Annotated in this window: 18 protein-coding genes; 4 read left to right on the top strand and 14 right to left on the bottom strand. The window is 51.2% G+C overall.

Going from position 1 to position 15,218, the window contains the following annotated elements:
- Window positions 1-17: 17 nt before the first annotated feature.
- The 4 genes from rpoH to ftsY all read right to left on the bottom strand — a co-directional run bounded on the left by rpoH (window position 18) and on the right by ftsY (window position 3,959).
- Entirely contained in the window at window positions 18-878 is an 861-nt protein-coding gene (gene rpoH, locus L4D19_RS14425; protein ID WP_160652468.1) for an RNA polymerase sigma factor RpoH, read from the bottom strand.
- A 122-nt stretch (window positions 879-1,000) separates the two neighbouring features.
- Window positions 1,001-1,927 carry a permease-like cell division protein FtsX gene (gene ftsX, locus L4D19_RS14430; protein WP_428453019.1) on the bottom strand — a complete coding sequence of 309 codons (927 nt, stop codon included), beginning with the start codon at window positions 1,925-1,927 and terminating at the stop codon, window positions 1,001-1,003.
- Window positions 1,917-2,588: a cell division ATP-binding protein FtsE gene (gene ftsE, locus L4D19_RS14435; protein WP_075766261.1), complete on the bottom strand. Its 672-nt coding sequence runs from the start codon at window positions 2,586-2,588 to the stop codon at window positions 1,917-1,919. The genes ftsX and ftsE overlap by 11 nt, the downstream gene beginning before the upstream one ends.
- A gap of 3 nt (window positions 2,589-2,591) precedes the next feature.
- Window positions 2,592-3,959 carry a signal recognition particle-docking protein FtsY gene (gene ftsY, locus L4D19_RS14440; RefSeq protein WP_428453020.1) on the bottom strand — a complete coding sequence of 456 codons (1,368 nt, stop codon included), beginning with the start codon at window positions 3,957-3,959 and terminating at the stop codon, window positions 2,592-2,594.
- A gap of 84 nt (window positions 3,960-4,043) precedes the next feature.
- Here ftsY and rsmD point away from each other — a divergent pair, with 84 nt between their 5' ends.
- Together rsmD and L4D19_RS14450 are read left to right on the top strand one after the other, a co-directional pair.
- The gene (rsmD, locus tag L4D19_RS14445; protein ID WP_428453021.1) at window positions 4,044-4,649 is read left to right on the top strand and encodes a 16S rRNA (guanine(966)-N(2))-methyltransferase RsmD; all 606 of its coding nucleotides are present in this window, start codon (window positions 4,044-4,046) and stop codon (window positions 4,647-4,649) included.
- Window positions 4,646-4,912: a DUF1145 domain-containing protein gene (locus L4D19_RS14450; protein WP_075766257.1), complete on the top strand. Its 267-nt coding sequence runs from the start codon at window positions 4,646-4,648 to the stop codon at window positions 4,910-4,912. Before rsmD ends, L4D19_RS14450 begins: the two co-directional genes overlap by 4 nt.
- Window positions 4,913-5,010: 98 nt before the next feature.
- On the opposite strand, the gene L4D19_RS14455 is transcribed toward L4D19_RS14450, so the two are convergent.
- The 5 genes from L4D19_RS14455 to L4D19_RS14475 form a co-directional block, all read right to left on the bottom strand.
- Window positions 5,011-5,604: a YhgN family NAAT transporter gene (locus L4D19_RS14455; protein ID WP_428453022.1), complete on the bottom strand. Its 594-nt coding sequence runs from the start codon at window positions 5,602-5,604 to the stop codon at window positions 5,011-5,013.
- A 155-nt stretch (window positions 5,605-5,759) separates the two neighbouring features.
- Window positions 5,760-5,999, bottom strand: coding sequence for a YecH family metal-binding protein (locus L4D19_RS14460; protein WP_428453023.1), 240 nt, complete (start codon window positions 5,997-5,999; stop codon window positions 5,760-5,762).
- 98 nt (window positions 6,000-6,097) lie between these two features.
- On the bottom strand, window positions 6,098-6,409 hold the full coding sequence (locus L4D19_RS14465; RefSeq protein ID WP_428453024.1) for a putative signal transducing protein: 312 nt from the start codon (window positions 6,407-6,409) through the stop codon (window positions 6,098-6,100).
- Between the two features lie 96 nt (window positions 6,410-6,505).
- Window positions 6,506-7,129 (bottom strand): lysoplasmalogenase, encoded by a 624-nt coding sequence (locus L4D19_RS14470; protein ID WP_428453025.1) that lies wholly within the window; start codon window positions 7,127-7,129, stop codon window positions 6,506-6,508.
- Between the two features lie 1,064 nt (window positions 7,130-8,193).
- Complete coding sequence (locus L4D19_RS14475) at window positions 8,194-8,559, bottom strand: DUF4145 domain-containing protein (RefSeq protein WP_428453026.1); 366 nt, start codon at window positions 8,557-8,559, stop codon at window positions 8,194-8,196.
- 256 nt (window positions 8,560-8,815) lie between these two features.
- On the opposite strand from L4D19_RS14475, the gene L4D19_RS14480 reads away from it, so the two are divergent.
- On the top strand, window positions 8,816-9,148 hold the full coding sequence (locus tag L4D19_RS14480; RefSeq protein ID WP_428453027.1) for a DUF2500 domain-containing protein: 333 nt from the start codon (window positions 8,816-8,818) through the stop codon (window positions 9,146-9,148).
- Between the two features lie 25 nt (window positions 9,149-9,173).
- Here the strand turns inward: L4D19_RS14480 and L4D19_RS14485 are convergent, their stop codons facing one another.
- Window positions 9,174-10,178, bottom strand: a complete 1,005-nt coding sequence (locus L4D19_RS14485) for an acyltransferase (protein WP_428453028.1) — start codon at window positions 10,176-10,178, stop codon at window positions 9,174-9,176.
- Window positions 10,179-10,328: 150 nt separating this feature from the next.
- Window positions 10,329-11,051, bottom strand: a complete 723-nt coding sequence (locus L4D19_RS14490; RefSeq protein WP_428453029.1) for an SDR family oxidoreductase — start codon at window positions 11,049-11,051, stop codon at window positions 10,329-10,331.
- A 192-nt stretch (window positions 11,052-11,243) separates the two neighbouring features.
- Between L4D19_RS14490 and L4D19_RS14495 the strand changes: the two genes are divergently transcribed.
- Window positions 11,244-12,089: a LysR family transcriptional regulator gene (locus L4D19_RS14495; RefSeq protein ID WP_428453030.1), complete on the top strand. Its 846-nt coding sequence runs from the start codon at window positions 11,244-11,246 to the stop codon at window positions 12,087-12,089.
- A 23-nt stretch (window positions 12,090-12,112) separates the two neighbouring features.
- On the opposite strand, the gene L4D19_RS14500 is transcribed toward L4D19_RS14495, so the two are convergent.
- The 3 genes from L4D19_RS14500 to rhtB form a co-directional block, all read right to left on the bottom strand.
- The gene (locus L4D19_RS14500) at window positions 12,113-13,009 is read right to left on the bottom strand and encodes an EamA family transporter (RefSeq protein ID WP_428453031.1); all 897 of its coding nucleotides are present in this window, start codon (window positions 13,007-13,009) and stop codon (window positions 12,113-12,115) included.
- Window positions 13,010-13,136: 127 nt separating this feature from the next.
- The gene (locus L4D19_RS14505) at window positions 13,137-14,372 is read right to left on the bottom strand and encodes an EAL and HDOD domain-containing protein (RefSeq protein ID WP_428453032.1); all 1,236 of its coding nucleotides are present in this window, start codon (window positions 14,370-14,372) and stop codon (window positions 13,137-13,139) included.
- A gap of 86 nt (window positions 14,373-14,458) precedes the next feature.
- The gene (gene rhtB / locus L4D19_RS14510) at window positions 14,459-15,076 is read right to left on the bottom strand and encodes a homoserine/homoserine lactone efflux protein (RefSeq protein WP_428453033.1); all 618 of its coding nucleotides are present in this window, start codon (window positions 15,074-15,076) and stop codon (window positions 14,459-14,461) included.
- Window positions 15,077-15,218: the final 142 nt, after the last annotated feature.

Consider the following 15,218-nt stretch of genomic DNA (forward strand, 5'->3'; position numbering starts at 1 on the left):
ATAGTTTGCGAGGATCTTTAGATCGCGTCTCCGACCGCTTCTTTCAGTTTCTTCATCGCATTTTTCTCCAGCTGGCGGATCCTTTCTGCAGAAACCCCATAATGATCAGCAAGCTCCTGCAAGGTAGTCTTCTGCTCATCTAACCAGCGAGATCGGACAATATGCTGGCTACGCTCATCCAGACTGCCCAAAGCAAGGGACAAGCGGTTATTTGCATGCGCTTCCCAGTTGTTCTCTTCATAGCTCAGAGCAACATCGGACGACTTGTCCTCGAGGTAATACACCGGTGCCGTGTAACCGCTATCGCGATCATCATCTTCAGATGGCATTTCGAACGTCGGATCCTGCGCCGCCAGTCGCGACTCCATCTCACGGACCTCGCTTGCCTCGACACCCAGCTGCTCGGCGACCATTTGCACTTCATCATTGTTGAACCAGCCGAGGCGCTTTTTGGACTTACGCAGGTTAAAGAACAACTTACGCTGGGCCTTGGTGGTCGCGACTTTCACGATACGCCAGTTACGCAGCACGTACTCATGAATTTCAGCCTTGATCCAGTGGACGGCAAAGGACACCAGGCGAACACCAACTTCAGGATTAAAGCGCTTTACCGCCTTCATCAAGCCGATATTACCTTCCTGGACCAAATCTGCCATTGGTAGGCCGTAGCCTGAATAGCCACGTGCAACATGCACAACGAAGCGCAGGTGGGACATAACCAGCTTTTTCGCCGAGTTAATATCACCATCATAATGCAGACGCTCAGCTAACTCGCGTTCCTGCTCGGCCGACAGCATCGGATAGCTGTTAACACTCTGGATATATCCATCCAGACTATCGGCAGAAACTAAAGCCATTGAAGTCATCTCTTGTGCCATTCAACAAACCTCGTGTGTTTTTTAAACCAATGGGAAATTACCTGAACCTGTAATGATGCCCAGAAAACAGCCACCTTTGCAAGTCGGTCGCGTAATTTACACCATTTATAGATTCAAAAACGTCAGATAGGTTCAATTTCTTTCAAATGGCGTCCGGCAGATAAACGTGCTGCAAGCAGGCCGAGGAACGAGGCAATCATCAGCAAAATCAGGGTTTCGTCCCAACGTAATCCTACTAGGCGAAAACTGCTGTCATACAGTGCCGCCAGTTTCGCCACCGCGCCATCCAGCAGTATAGTAACAATCGCCGTCAATACCCAAGCCACGGTCCCGCTTATCAGGCCGTACCAGGCCCCGGTATAGAGATAAGGCCGAAGAATAAAACTGTCGGTTGCACCGACCAGCTTCATCACCTGAATTTCGTCCTTCTGGTTTTGCACCTGCAGCCGCAATGTATTGCCGACAATCAGGAAAACAGCAAAAAGCATCAGTCCAGACATCAGCAATGCCATGGTAATTGCCAGATCTTTAATGGCTGCCAGCCGCTGCAGCCAGTCACTGTCCAGTCTCACTTCATCGACCTGCGGCTCACTGCGGATCTTGGCTGCCAGTGCCACCGCCTTGTCATTGCTTTGCCATGCCGTCACCGGGCGAACCACAACCACCGACGGCAGCGGGTTCTCGTCCAGCAGGGTCAGGGCCTGGTCAAAACCGGCATGCTCGCGAAAATCTTCCAGCCCCTGCTGGGGAGAAATATAATCGACCGAATCAACCTCCGGCCAGCCCTGCATCTGCTCACTGAACTGGGCAGCAGCCGACGCCGGGGTGCCCTGCTCGAGATACAGGGTCAGCTGAGTCGGATTTTGCCATGCCTGTGCCACCAGAGTGACATTTTTGGCCAGTAAATAAAAACTGGCAGGCAACGTCAGCGCAAAGGCCAATACTGCCAGGGTCAGAATGTTGCCAAGCGGACGTCGCATCAACTCGACCAATGCGCCCTTGCATTGCTGTTTGTGCACCGCAAAGAAACCCGTTTGCTTACGCGCCACGTCGTGCTACCTCCCTCAAATGCCCCTGCTGAAGATCAAAGCGGCGATAGTTATGGGTTGTGAGCAAGGAGGTATCATGGGTTGCCATCAACACACACACCCCTACCCGGTTGAACTCTTCAAACAGCTGCATCACCTGATGAGACAGCGCAGCATCGAGGTTGCCCGTTGGTTCGTCAGCCAGCAACAGCCGCGGCTTGTTTACCACCGCACGGGCTATGCCCACCCGCTGCTGCTCGCCGCCGGACAGCTGCATCGGCAGGCAGCGTGCCTTGTCGAGCAGGCCCACTTTGTCCAGCGCGGCCGAAACCCGCCGCTTGACCTCGTTTTCCGACGCCAGCTCAATCCGCAACGGCATCGCAACATTGTCATAGACACTACGGTCCATCAGCAGCTTGTGGTCCTGAAAAATAATCCCGATATTACGGCGCAGAAAAGGGATCTGCTTATTATCAATCCGGGTAATTTCATGACCGTTGAAAAAGATTTGGCCATCACTCGGCCGTTCAATCGCACAGATCAGTTTCAGCAGGGTACTCTTACCGGCACCGGAGTGGCCGGTCAAGAACGCCATATCTGCCTGTTGCAGATGGAAATCCACTTTTTGCAGGGCCTGGCGCCCGCCACGATAAGCCTTACTTACCTGCTGAAACCGAATCACGACTTATTCCTCGTCACTAAACAGTGCTGCAATAAACTCATTGGCAGCAAACGGACGCAGATCATCGATCCCTTCGCCAATACCTATGTAGCGAATTGGGATATTGAACTGATCTGCCACGGCAAAGATCACCCCACCTTTCGCCGTACCATCCAGTTTGGTGATCGTTATCCCCGATACCGGAGCAACCTCGCTGAACAATTTGGCCTGGCTGATCGCATTCTGACCGGTACCCGCATCGACGGTGAGCATAATTTCATGCGGAGCCTGCGGATCAACCTTCTTCATCACGCGCACAATCTTGCGCAGTTCTTCCATCAGGTTGCCCTTGTTCTGCAGACGGCCTGCCGTATCGGCAATCACGACATCAACATTACGGGCCCTGGCCGACTCAATCGCATCAAAAATAACTGACGCACTATCGGCTCCGGTGTGCTGGGCCACGACAGGCACATTGTTTCGCTCACCCCATACCTGCAACTGCTCAACCGCTGCTGCACGGAAGGTATCACCGGCCGCCAGCATGACAGACTTGCCTTCAGCCTGGAATTGCTTGGCCAGCTTACCAATCGTGGTAGTTTTGCCCACCCCGTTGACCCCGACCATCAGGATCACATAAGGCTTCTTGCTGGTATCGACGACCAGTGGCTGCTCGACTTTCTCCAGCATCTCACCCAGCTCGTCTTTGAGCAATCCATAGAGCGCCTCACCGTCTTTAAGATCTTTGCGATCTGCTTTTTCGGTCAGGTTTTCAATGATTTTCAGCGTGGTGTCCATACCGACATCGGCCACCAGCAGCTGTTCTTCCAGCTCCTCGAACAGATCGTCATCAATCTTCTTGCCACGGAACAAACTTACAAAGCCGGTACCGAAATTTGTCTTGGTCTTCTTGAGGCCGCGCATAAGGCGGGCGAAGAAGCCTTCACTTTTCGGTTTTTCCTGCTCGTGAACAGTGGTTTCACCTACAACCGCTTCTTGCGCCGTATGCTCGGTAGCCTGAGCTTCAGCCTCTTCTGCCGCTTTCGCCGCAGCCTGGGCTTCGGCCTCTTCTGCTGCTTTCGCCGCAGCCTGAGCTTCAGCTTCTTCTGCCGCTTTCGCCGCAGCCAGAGCTTCAGCCTCTTCTGCCGCTTTCGCCGCGGCCTGAGCTTCAGCCTCTTCCGCCGCTTTCGCCGCGGCCTGAGCTTCAGCCTCTTCTGCCGCTCTCGCAGCCGCCTGAGCTTCGGCCTCTTCCGCCGCCGCTACCTCGCTTTGAGTCGCTTCAGCCTGTGTGTCCACCTCTTGGTGGTCTTTGTTTTGTTCAACTTGCTCGGTCTGTTCTTCAGAACCAAAACCCAGCCACGAAAATAATCCGCGTTTCTTTTTTTCTGCCATTGGCAAATCCTAGAGCTTGATTGGTACAATTTGCAGCCTAAAAACAGGTGTATACTATCATTTTCTAAACGGTCGAAGAAATCTATGACGAGACGCAGGCAACAATCAGGGCGAAATATGCCAAATAACCGCCGGGAAGGGTTCGTAAGAATCATCAGTGGTCGCTGGCGCGGACGAAAACTTCCGGTCCATGATGTTGAAGGCCTCAGACCCACGACAGATCGTGTAAAAGAGACAGTTTTCAATTGGTTAGCGCAAGACCTCTATGAGGCAAACTGCCTGGATCTCTTTACCGGCAGCGGCAGCCTGAGCTTTGAGGCCCTGTCACGCGGGGCACAAAGTGTGACCATGCTCGAACTGGACAAAAAAGCTGCCGAGCAACTGGAAAAAAACCGTCAAACCGTGGGTGCCGACAATGCGCATATCCACAATACCGATAGCCTGGCCTATCTCAGCAAGCCTGGCACTCCCTACGATATCGTTTTTATCGATCCGCCATTTCGTAAGAATTTGCTACAGGAGGTGATAGCCCTGCTGGAAAACAATGGCTGGCTGGCACCCCGTGCCATCATTTATATTGAAGCCGAGAAAGAGCTGGGTGATCCCGACACGCCACCCCACTGGCATTTGCACAAAGAAAAAACCGCCGGACAGGTTAGCTACCGGCTATATGAGAGAGAGGAAGCATGAAAACGCTAATTTTGTTGGCGAAAGCCGCCATCGGATTTGTCTGGCTGGTCCTGCTGGTCAATATTTTCCACCCCTTCCCGGGTGTGGCCGCCATGGCACTGTACATTATGACGGGCTTCCTGCTGATGATGCACGGCCTGCAGATGCTGATTTTCATCGGTGCCTTCGGCGACAAGATCAAGATGAGCCGCTGGGAGAAGTGGTCAATACTGATTTTCGGCATCTTTTCCCTGCTCGACATCCGCCGCAAGCACATGATGTAAGCCGGCACAGAGCCAGAAACGAAAAAGCGAGAGCCCCTGCTCTCGCTTTTTCTATATACCCAATCTACCTCAAGATGCTCGTTTCTGCGACGCGCCTGTTATCCCCCAATCTGGAAGAAATTGCGTATCCCGTCCAAAAACATCTGGGTCGACATCATGATCAGCAGCAAGCCCATCAGGCGCTCGACAGCCTTAAGCCCCTTCTCACCCAGGAGACGGTTAAAGACTTCATAGAACATCAGAATGACAAATGAGGCTCCCCATGCCAACAACACAGCCAGGACCCAGTCCCAAGTTCTGCCCGGTTCCTGGTTAGACAACAGCAGCAAGGATGCCAACACCGACGGTCCGGCAATCATCGGTATTGCCATAGGCACAATAAACGGTTCCTCACCGGCAGCCAGTCCCGTCACACCACCCGGCTGAGGGAAAATCATCCGGATTGCAATCAAGAACAGGATAATGCCACCTGAAATGCTGACCGTCTCCGCCGAGACATGGAGGAAATTCAGCAGGCTCTGACCACCGAATAAAAATGCCAATAAAATAACCAGGGCAATCAGCAGCTCACGAACCATAATGACTCGTCGCCTTTTCGGCTCAATATGCCGCAGGATCGATAACATTACCGGCAAATTGCCGAGCGGATCCATGATCAAAAATAGCATGACCGCTGCAGAGATTATTTCCACAAAGCAGACCTCAGACAGAGATTAATCGTAAGAAGATTAAGAAAAATAACGGTGTCAGCCAGAAAGCTGACTAGAAGCGGGAAAGTATAACAAACGAACAAAAAGGTGGCGATAAATTTACCACTTTTAACGCAATCTATTTTTTGGGTAGGCGCTTAGTGGCTACACATCCGTTCACGATTGGCCGTGATTGTATCGCCATCTTGAATCACCTTGCGACGATCAAGCAAAAACGTTAACAGCGCATCAAAAGTCAAATCCTGCTGACTACAAGTATGAAAACGCACCTCTTCACCGTATTCGGCAATAACGGCTTGTTTTAGAGACTCAACCGTATAGGGGATCTCTGCAGCCAGCAGCATATTTAAGACATTGTGAGCATGGGTCTGGGTCATAGGATCTCTCGCAGCCATTGGAAAATATGCCAGTATTAAACCACAAGCACAACGCGCGGAGTTGACTCAGGACAACTAAGAGCATTTAAAATATATGTTTAAGGTCTATCACATCCGCACTGCCAGCAAATTTCAAACTGGCCTTCGTTATGCTCGGCGCATTGCGGGCAGTTCCAGCAACTGGCAGCTGTGTGTTCATATTGTGCCAGTTGCTGCCTTGCCAACGGCACCTGCTCCTCCCTTACCCAGATCCCAACCTGCAGCACGTCTGTCGGCAACTCCCCCGTCGCCGATGACAGACATTCACCGCTGAGCTGTACCTCGATATGTTCGCTCTCCAGCATGCCCTTGAGACTATAGGCCTCCAGATTATTGGCTGCATCATATACCTTGACCCATGGTTTGCCCATCACATGCTCCTTATGATTAATTATCGGGCCACGACAACGTCACTGACACAGACCTTTGCAGCAACGTTTTTCTTTCATAGTGCCGGGTTACTGGTCCTAGACCAGCAGTGTCGCCACAAAGAGAGACTGCGCCAGATAGTAACTGGACATAATAACCATCGTTGATGGCTTGAAAGGCCCCCGGAAACGGTCAACGGCCAGGACAGTGTCGGAAACAATAAAGACCAGGGCACCAATAAACGCCAGCAACCCTGCTGTTGAGCCCACGGTTAACCAGAACTCCCCCGCCGCCCAGGTCATCTGAACAATAACCGCAATATAAACGGCAACCGGCAAGATCATCTTTCCCAATGACGGTAGCAACAGCAAAAATACGATAACGCCGCCACCGACCAACATCGCCGGCAACCACCACACCATATCGCCATTTAGCTGGCTCCAAAATGCCAATGAATAGGCAAGGTGTGCAAGAAGAAAGCTGATCAGGCCAGGAACAAATCGGTCTTTGGGTAACATCAGGAAAACATCACCGACAACAGACAGCCCGAGCCCGACAAAAATGGCCTGGTGGTACACACTCTCAAGCCCAGTTTGCCAGGCCAGGAGCAACAACAACACCATGGTAAATGGCTTGAAAAAGTAATACTGCCACTTAGGGCCATGGTACGCAGCTGTAACATGTAATAAAGCAGATAAAGATATGGCTAACCAAACCCACATAACATCACCAGTATCATTATAGTTATAAGCAGGGACAGTTTAGAAACCCAAACAGGATTGTCTAGCAGGGATCCCCGAGAACTAGACCCCGCTTATAAAAACACAAAGACATCAGTCGCTAAACCGTTCAGTATTGGAAATTCACTAAAGCTTTGTTGCGAAATACTTCACGCCATGAGCGATAAGCCTCAGGATAGCAAAACAAAAATAGCAAACGGTTGCCTTATATCAAGGTAATGAATAATCCCCTCATTCAAATTACTCAAATCCATCACAGCCTGTAAGGCCGGTAATCCCAACATCACCACACGGTTAACCCCACAAAAACAACCGATAAATATCAACAAGTTACAGATAAATATTTCAATAAAATACAAAATATATAGCGCAGGACTTTTACACTGCTAATTTCATTAAAAACCAGACATAAACATTATAAGCAGCTGAGCAAACAGCATAATTATCTAACTACCACTTCACCTTATCGATCCCAACATCATCACCACTTACCAAGACCACATAAAAGCAATCACAGACGACGCAGAACGACATATGATCGACAAATTATAAAAAACTCAAAAAAAGACAATAAAAACCACGATCACACACATTAAAACAAATACAAAACAAATACTTATAGGCATAAAAAACAGAAACAAGACAATGCGCACACTATTTAATCCACGCAAAAAACACAGTTTATTTAGCCAATGAGCACCATTAAAAGCACCTTTAACTTAACTTATCCTGACAATTTAGCAGTTGAGCTTGCCTAAAGGCCAAAAACAATGCTATTGTATTTATCAACACATAATCAGCAGCAACACGAGGATCTTACCTATGTTCACAACATCTCAAAAACAAGGGCTTATGATGATCGCAGTGGTTGTCGGTTTAATGACGCTGCCTGTTATCTACTAAGCAAAATACAAAATTCAAAAAAAGGTGCCTATTGGCACCTTTTTTCGTTTTAGCAGGTAACGGCAGGAAGATTCGGCCCGCAACATCGGGCAAACAGCGGAAAGGGGTAAGCAATTAACCGTTGGTGGTGTTCATGATTCGCATCAGGGAGTAAGGTTGATACGGTGCCAATGCTCTGAATAGAACCAGACAGCCAATGCGGTAAACCCCAACACGACCAAGGCAGCCACCGTCCAGACAAAGCGACCGCTACGGGGCGTCAGTTCATCTTCGCAATCCCGGCAAGCAGCCAGAAAGCCCGGCTTGTCATCCAACTGATACCCGTCTTGATGCACGGTTTTATTCCGCACCGATGCCACAAAACGGAGTTTGGGGATTATTTCATGAGGCAGGCGCTCCTCACAGCTGGTAATAAGCTGGTGCAGGCCCTTGCCTTCAGCATGATAATGCTCACGCAGTAAGTGCTCAATCCGCCTTGAGCGCGTAACAACTAACTCAATATTGGCCATACGCCGATCTCCTTTCTGCTCTTTCTACTTACCTTATCGTGACTTAAAGTCCTTGCAAAGCCTGCTGACACTGATTTACACCGGTTTCCTTACAGCGATAACTAACTAATTGTATTGCTTCAGGGAATAACCGTTTCTTTCCCTACAGAGAAAACCCTGTAGCAGTCACGATTTATCACTTCGGATGTACTGCCGGACACGGCATTCCATAATAATACTCTCACCCGGATTGTCCGGCTAACCAAGGAGTACATTGATGCCAATAGGGATTGTGCTGGCTGTTGCCATCCTGTTCGTAATTTCATTTGTTTATTTCATTCGCTTCTATCGCCGCCACGTACAAGGAGAAAACGCCCCCGAAAAGAAAGTTGAGGTCGAGATCCTCGCCAAGCAAAGCGTGCCGGTTATCGGTGCCCAACCCGGTGATGACAACGAAGAGTACTGGATTTATGTTCAGCCGACCAAAGGCGGCCCCAAACGCGAATTCATGGTCGGCATACATTACTACCATGCTCTCAATCCGGGCGATCGCGGCATCATGACCTATAAAGGGCTGTCATTTATACACTTCGCCCTGATCCGAGATTAGTTCTACTACCACCTGGCAGGAGGCTCTAGGGCACCAGCCATGCTGTTTTAGTGCTCTTTGCCAGCAACCAACTGGCCGTCAGTGCCAATCCGGTGCAAATCAGGGTCCAGAACGGGATCATGATCAGCGGATGGGCAAAATACAGGTCATACTCACGTACCGGCCACAAAAAAATCGGATGCAACAGATAAATGCCAAGGCTATAACGACTCATGAATGCAATGCGCGTGAGCCAAGCCTGACTTAAGCGGTCACAATAATGACGGCACAAGGCAAAAATCATCGCCGCGATACAGGCGGTATTGAGTGTCTTGTAGGACATCCAGCGGCCAACGGTATACTCCCCGGCCGAGAAGCTGTTACTCACCACCATATAGTCGGTCAGCAGCAGTCCCGCTCCCCCCAGAACAACCAACCATTTCAATGCCGGCCACTGAAGTTGGAACAGGCAGTAACCGAGAAGTAAGTACCCGCTATACAAAACCAGCTGATGACTCCAGAAACCATCAACCCTAAACAGGAACAAGGTAGTCAACACTAGCCAGATAAGAGTAAGTGCGATTGTGCCCGTTCGATCAGTTTGCCGGACATAGTATTGAAGAAACGGCACCACAAAATACAACGGGATAAAATAGTAGAAGAAACCAAGATGGTAATAGGTTTCGTACTCAGGCAGGGCTTTCAGCGTCTCCAGTGCGGTCGCCCCATCATAGCCAGCCGAGGTCAGGCCTGATAACAGTGCGTAAAAGACAGACCATACCAAAAAGGGAACCAGTACCTTGCCAAGGCGCCGTTTGACATAATATTTCGCATCAAACTCACGGGTATCACTCAGCATTAGCGCACCGGTGATCATAATAAAGACAGGGACAGCCCAGCGGCTGAAACTATTAAAGCTCGTGGCAGTAATCCAGGCGCTGTCGGAGATCACACCCAACTGATCACGGTAGGGGCCGAGAACATGGATAACAACAACAGCAATTGCCGCAATACAACGCAGTAAATCGAAAAAGACAACCTTCTGCCTCACCCGTTGGTCTCCTGTAAGTATTAAGCCAGCTTCTCATCCAGTATTGGCAGTGAGCCTAATGGCTTGCCAATACTGTCTAATATAGCAGTCAACCGGAGTAAGTACCTGAACTTGCTCCGGCTTTCATCAATTACTCACAGAATGCTGACATTATGGCTGCTGACGGGTTGCAGCCAGAACGATCTCGCGAATACACAAGTTTTGTGGCTGCTGATAGGCAAAGCTGATGGCATTGGCAATATCCTGCGGTGCAATCACCCCGCCCATGCCGTCTTTCCACTCTTCGTAGCCCGCCTTGATATCATCATTGGTCGTGTGGCTTAGCAGTTCTGTTTCAACCGCACCCGGTGCAATCGTGATAAAGCGTACGTTGTCATCGGCCACTTCTTCACGGATATTCTCTGTGATGGCATGAACAGCAAACTTAGTGCCGCAGTAGGCTGCGTGGCTCGGAAAGGTCTTACGACCGGCAACCGAGCTGATATTGATGACGGTACCGTGCTGGCGCGCCTTCATATCGGCCAGTACAGCGTGAATACCGTTCAACAGTCCCATCACATTTACATCGAACATGGCTTTCCACTCAGCCGGATCCTGCTCATGGGCCAGGCCAAGCAACATCACTCCTGCGTTATTGATCAGGCAATCTACCGGCCCGAACTGTGCCTCGGCTTCTTTGATCGCTGCAGCGAAGGCACCAGCATCTGTGACATCCACCTGACGGCACACTGTATTCGGCAGCTGCAAGGCTTCTAGTCGTTCAATACGACGAGCCAGCAACAATAGAGGGTGGCCTTCTGAAGACAGTTTACGTGCGGTTGCTTCGCCGATACCTGAACTTGCACCTGTGATCACAATTAGAGACTTAGACATAATGAAACCCTTTGCTAGTAGATAGTAGAGATGTCATCAACAGCCGGCATTTAGTTGATGGCGCTACTATATCGGGCTGTGCTGCTCAGGAAAAATATCCTTTTTTTCTGCTTATCATAAATTTTAGCTATGGATAGATTGCGCTATTCTGTTTGGTATCATGACCATCTGATCCCCAACGAGTTTTCCCTTATGGACTTACGCCTGCTACGCTTTTTTGTTGCCGTCTACGAAGAGAAGAACATCACTCTCGCAGCCGAACGCTGCTTTGTCTCGCAACCTTCTATCTCCAACGCCATCAAGCAACTGGAAGCCGAGCTCAACACCCCGCTGTTTGTCCGCCATAAGAAAGGGGTCGATCTGACCGACGAGGCTCACTACCTCTACCCGCTGGCGATCCGGCTGCTGGGCGATATCAACCGCCTGCCGCAGCTGTTTCAACAGCGCACCGAATGCCTGCCGCTCAAACTGGCCAACTTTCCCGATCTGAGCCAGTCGCAACTGGCACGGGTACTTGCCCAACTCAAGCAGCAAATCCCTAACTTGCTTATGGAGCTGGTCGATCACGATGCCCCTGCCGATGCGCGTCTGACGCTGGATATGTTCAAGGCTGAAGACGAAATCTTCCTGCCGCTGTGGGATGAGGACTATGTACTGTGCATGCCACCCGAGCACCCGCTGGCAAGCATGGAAAAGGTACCACCGGAGCAGCTCCACCAGCATGATTTCATCGAATGTCCGCCCTGCGAAGCCCACCAGCAGACCATCGGCTTACTGGCCTGTGATGGCCTTGCCGTAAATCTGGTCGCCAAGGCCGAGCACAAAACCCAGGTGATGCATCTGGTACAGGCCGGGCTGGGGATATCTTTTCTGCCGACCGGGGTGTTGGAAACGGCCAACCAGCTAGTCACCGTCCCGCTGGACGGGCCACGAATGTTCCGCCGCCTTGGGCTATGCTACCCGTCTAACAAAACCCTCAACCCAGCACTGACGGCTGCCGTCAAGGTGCTGAGTCAATATGCCGTGGAAAAGCGCTAGTCTCACCGGTTAGCGAAGACTAACTAACGCAGCGACACTGCAACCAGCCCCAGGCACACCAATCCGGCACCGACCAACCGGGGCCGGTGTGCCGGCTCGCGCAACAGCCAGATCCCCAGCCCGATGCCAACCGGGATGCTGAGCTGACGCAGGGCAACCACGTAGCTGACATTCTCGGTCAACGTCATCGCCAGCAATACCAGCCCGTAGGTGCCACCCATCATGCTCCCGGTCAGCAGGGCAACCCTTCTGTCCTGCCAACCCTGCCTCAACTGCCGGCGCCCTGCATCACTGCAGCACCATAGCAACAACCACAGGCCCGTTACAATAAACTGCATACCCAGATAACCAAACGCTATCCACAATGACGGCAAGGCATGCTGATAATGCCCCGTCATCACTGCCAGCGCGTGGTTATCCAGGACCGAATAGCCAGCCGTGCCCATCGCAGCCAGCAGTGCCCACAGACACCCGCCCTGCCAATAGGCACGCCACTGCCAGCGACGAAAGCTGACTACCGGCACCATCAGGCAACCTAAGGTCACCAGCACCATCCCGGCCCAGGCCAATAAAGGCATCGACTGCCCGAGCAAGGTACTGGCCACCGCCACCATCAACACCGGCAGCGCCCGCGCTATCGGGTAAACTACGCCGACATCCGCCAGCTGATAAGCGCGCGCCAGGCTGGCCATATACACCATCTGACAAAAACTACTGACCGTCAGCAACAGCCAGTACGTAAAGGGAAGCGGCGAGGCCGAGGTCAGTACCACCCAGATCACCGGTACCAAAAGCAGTCCGGCACCGAGGCTGGCAACACAGAAGAACGCCGGTGTCGGTGTTCGGGATTTTCCCAGTAGATTCCAGCTGGCGTGGATAACGGCAGAAAGCACGACCAGCACAAGGGCAAACACAGACACTGTCGATTTATCTCCTGCTGAGTTGTGAAGTTTGGTCGAGTCCCAAAAGACCCAGTGTAAACAAAAAGGCGGTAGCACATCAGCAATGCCACCGCCTTTTCAATAATGATTCATCAAACAGCCACAATCAGGCAGTTGAGTCCGGGTTGGGAGAAGTATCAAGGTACAGGGAAGACCACTGCAGGGCATGCTGATAGCTTTTCGCCACCAGCTCCTCACCTATCCCCAGCACCTGGCAACAAGCACTGATCTTCTCCCAGTCAGCCTGCTCGTAGGCATCAAGCAAGGACAGAATCTGGCCCAGCGCTCCCTGATGATTTAGCAGGGCTTCCCGCACATCCGGCTCAAGCGGCAGCAGGGTCAGCAGTTGCTCCAGCGAGTTATCCAGCAAGGCATCGAGCAGTGAAAACAGTCCGGTCAGAAACGCCTTGTCCTTTTCAACAGCCAGTTGGCTACTAGCCGCCAGCATCTCGCACATTCTGGCCCGCTGCAGTGACAGCGAGTACAACTCTTTCGGCTTATCGATCGCCGCATGTGCCGTTGCCACGGCACTGACGAACATTTTAATTTTTTCCTCACCGAGATAAACCAGTGCCTGCTTAAACGAGCTGATTGGTTCAATGGTGCGATGAGTGGCCGCATTGACGTATCGCAATAGCAGGTAGGACAGTGAAACGTCACTGATGATAATCTTCTCGACCCGGTTAAAGTCCACCGGCTCGCGGCAGATCTCCTGCAGCAGGCGCACAGTGGTCAGCTTTTCCGGTTCGACTTGGCGATTTTTGAGCATCTCCGGCTTGCTGAAGTAATAGCCCTGGAAAAATTGAAAGCCGGCCTCATAGGCGGCAGCATAATCTTGATGGGTTTCCACTTTTTCGGCCAGAAACTTAAGCTTGCGGTCACGGTGCTGATTGACGAACTCGCACGCCTGCTCGATGCCGATTTTCATCAAGTCCAGCTTGATAATGTGCACATAGGGCAAGAACCGTTGCCACTGCGGTGCCATCTCGAAGTCATCCAGGGCGATCACATAGCCCTGGCGATAGAGGTACTTGATCGCCACAAACAGCTCTTCATCCGGCGTACAGCTCTCGAGCACCTCAATGATCACTTTTCGCTTCGGCAGAAGCATAGGAAGCAGGCGGATCAGGCTCTCATAGGGAAAATTGATAAACGTGCGCTGACCGGCAGTCGCCGGGTTATCGCCAACCGCCATGTAATTTTCCACCAGCAGCCGACACGTCGCCTTGTTCGCCTCGATAACAGGAAATGCATTACTCTCCCCGTCGCGAAACAGCAGCTCGTACCCGACGGTCCGTTGCTGGCGGTTAAAAATTGGCTGACGTGCGACATAGGAATACATGATGCCTGCGTGGTTCCTTAATGGTTTGAAATATAATTAAAATATCGAATCTAATTATAACAGCCCCAGACCTGTGGACTGAATAGTCACGCTTTCGCCGAAGCGAGCAAGGCGCCGCAGCCAATAAACATCGAACCAAACAGACGATTTAATCCGCCCATCACTTTGGCTGAGCGAATATACATTGTGAGCTTTGACGCCAGGGTGACATAAAACAACATTACAACAGTATCAATCACCAAGGTTGTGATCCCCAGCACCGTTAGCTGCAGCATCTGCGGCTCGGCCGGGTTCAGGAACTGAGGAAACAGGGCAACCAGAAAAACAATCGTTTTGGGGTTGGTCAAATTCACCATGACAGCCTGACGAAACAACTGCCAAGCTGAGACCTGGACAACATTCGCCTCAACGTTCAGCGATGCCTTCTCCCGCCACTTCTGAATACCGAGCCAGACCAGATAAACCACCCCGATCCATTTGATCAGAGCGAATGCCGTCGCAGACTTGGCCACAATCGCGCCCAATCCCACACCCACCAGCAAGAGGTGAAACGCCAGGCCGACCTGCAGCCCCAGAATTGAAGCCAGAGACTTGCGCCAGCCGTAAACCATGCCGTTGCTGATTGAATTGACCGTACCTGAGCCCGGGGCCAAACTAAATACTATCGCTGTCGCCAGATAAGCCAACCAAACTTCGATACTCACTCTTGCTCTCCCTACCCTGTGAAACGCCTATTATGCAAAATAATTGCCCAGTTAATCAGGCATTATTCTTCTCTAATGCATAAAACGGCTACAAGTTAACAGTAGTTCAATCACTAAAGCAACTCACACTCGCTTAAAGAAG

Source organism: Photobacterium kasasachensis (genome assembly GCF_050336885.1).
GTDB lineage: Bacteria > Pseudomonadota > Gammaproteobacteria > Enterobacterales > Vibrionaceae > Photobacterium > Photobacterium kasasachensis.

What these genes read in the sequence shown, in the direction of transcription:
- rpoH (WP_160652468.1), bottom strand. Translation starts at nt 878, where the DNA reads ATGGCACAAGAGATGACTTCAATGGCTTTAGTTTCTGCCGATAGTCTG.
- ftsY (WP_428453020.1), bottom strand. Translation starts at nt 3,959, where the DNA reads ATGGCAGAAAAAAAGAAACGCGGATTATTTTCGTGGCTGGGTTTTGGT.
- rsmD (WP_428453021.1), top strand. Translation starts at nt 4,044, where the DNA reads ATGACGAGACGCAGGCAACAATCAGGGCGAAATATGCCAAATAACCGC.
- L4D19_RS14450 (WP_075766257.1), top strand. Translation starts at nt 4,646, where the DNA reads ATGAAAACGCTAATTTTGTTGGCGAAAGCCGCCATCGGATTTGTCTGG.
- L4D19_RS14460 (WP_428453023.1), bottom strand. Translation starts at nt 5,999, where the DNA reads ATGACCCAGACCCATGCTCACAATGTCTTAAATATGCTGCTGGCTGCA.
- L4D19_RS14465 (WP_428453024.1), bottom strand. Translation starts at nt 6,409, where the DNA reads ATGGGCAAACCATGGGTCAAGGTATATGATGCAGCCAATAATCTGGAG.
- L4D19_RS14470 (WP_428453025.1), bottom strand. Translation starts at nt 7,129, where the DNA reads ATGTGGGTTTGGTTAGCCATATCTTTATCTGCTTTATTACATGTTACA.
- L4D19_RS14475 (WP_428453026.1), bottom strand. Translation starts at nt 8,559, where the DNA reads ATGGCCAATATTGAGTTAGTTGTTACGCGCTCAAGGCGGATTGAGCAC.
- L4D19_RS14480 (WP_428453027.1), top strand. Translation starts at nt 8,816, where the DNA reads ATGCCAATAGGGATTGTGCTGGCTGTTGCCATCCTGTTCGTAATTTCA.
- L4D19_RS14490 (WP_428453029.1), bottom strand. Translation starts at nt 11,051, where the DNA reads ATGTCTAAGTCTCTAATTGTGATCACAGGTGCAAGTTCAGGTATCGGC.
- L4D19_RS14495 (WP_428453030.1), top strand. Translation starts at nt 11,244, where the DNA reads ATGGACTTACGCCTGCTACGCTTTTTTGTTGCCGTCTACGAAGAGAAG.
- L4D19_RS14505 (WP_428453032.1), bottom strand. Translation starts at nt 14,372, where the DNA reads ATGTATTCCTATGTCGCACGTCAGCCAATTTTTAACCGCCAGCAACGG.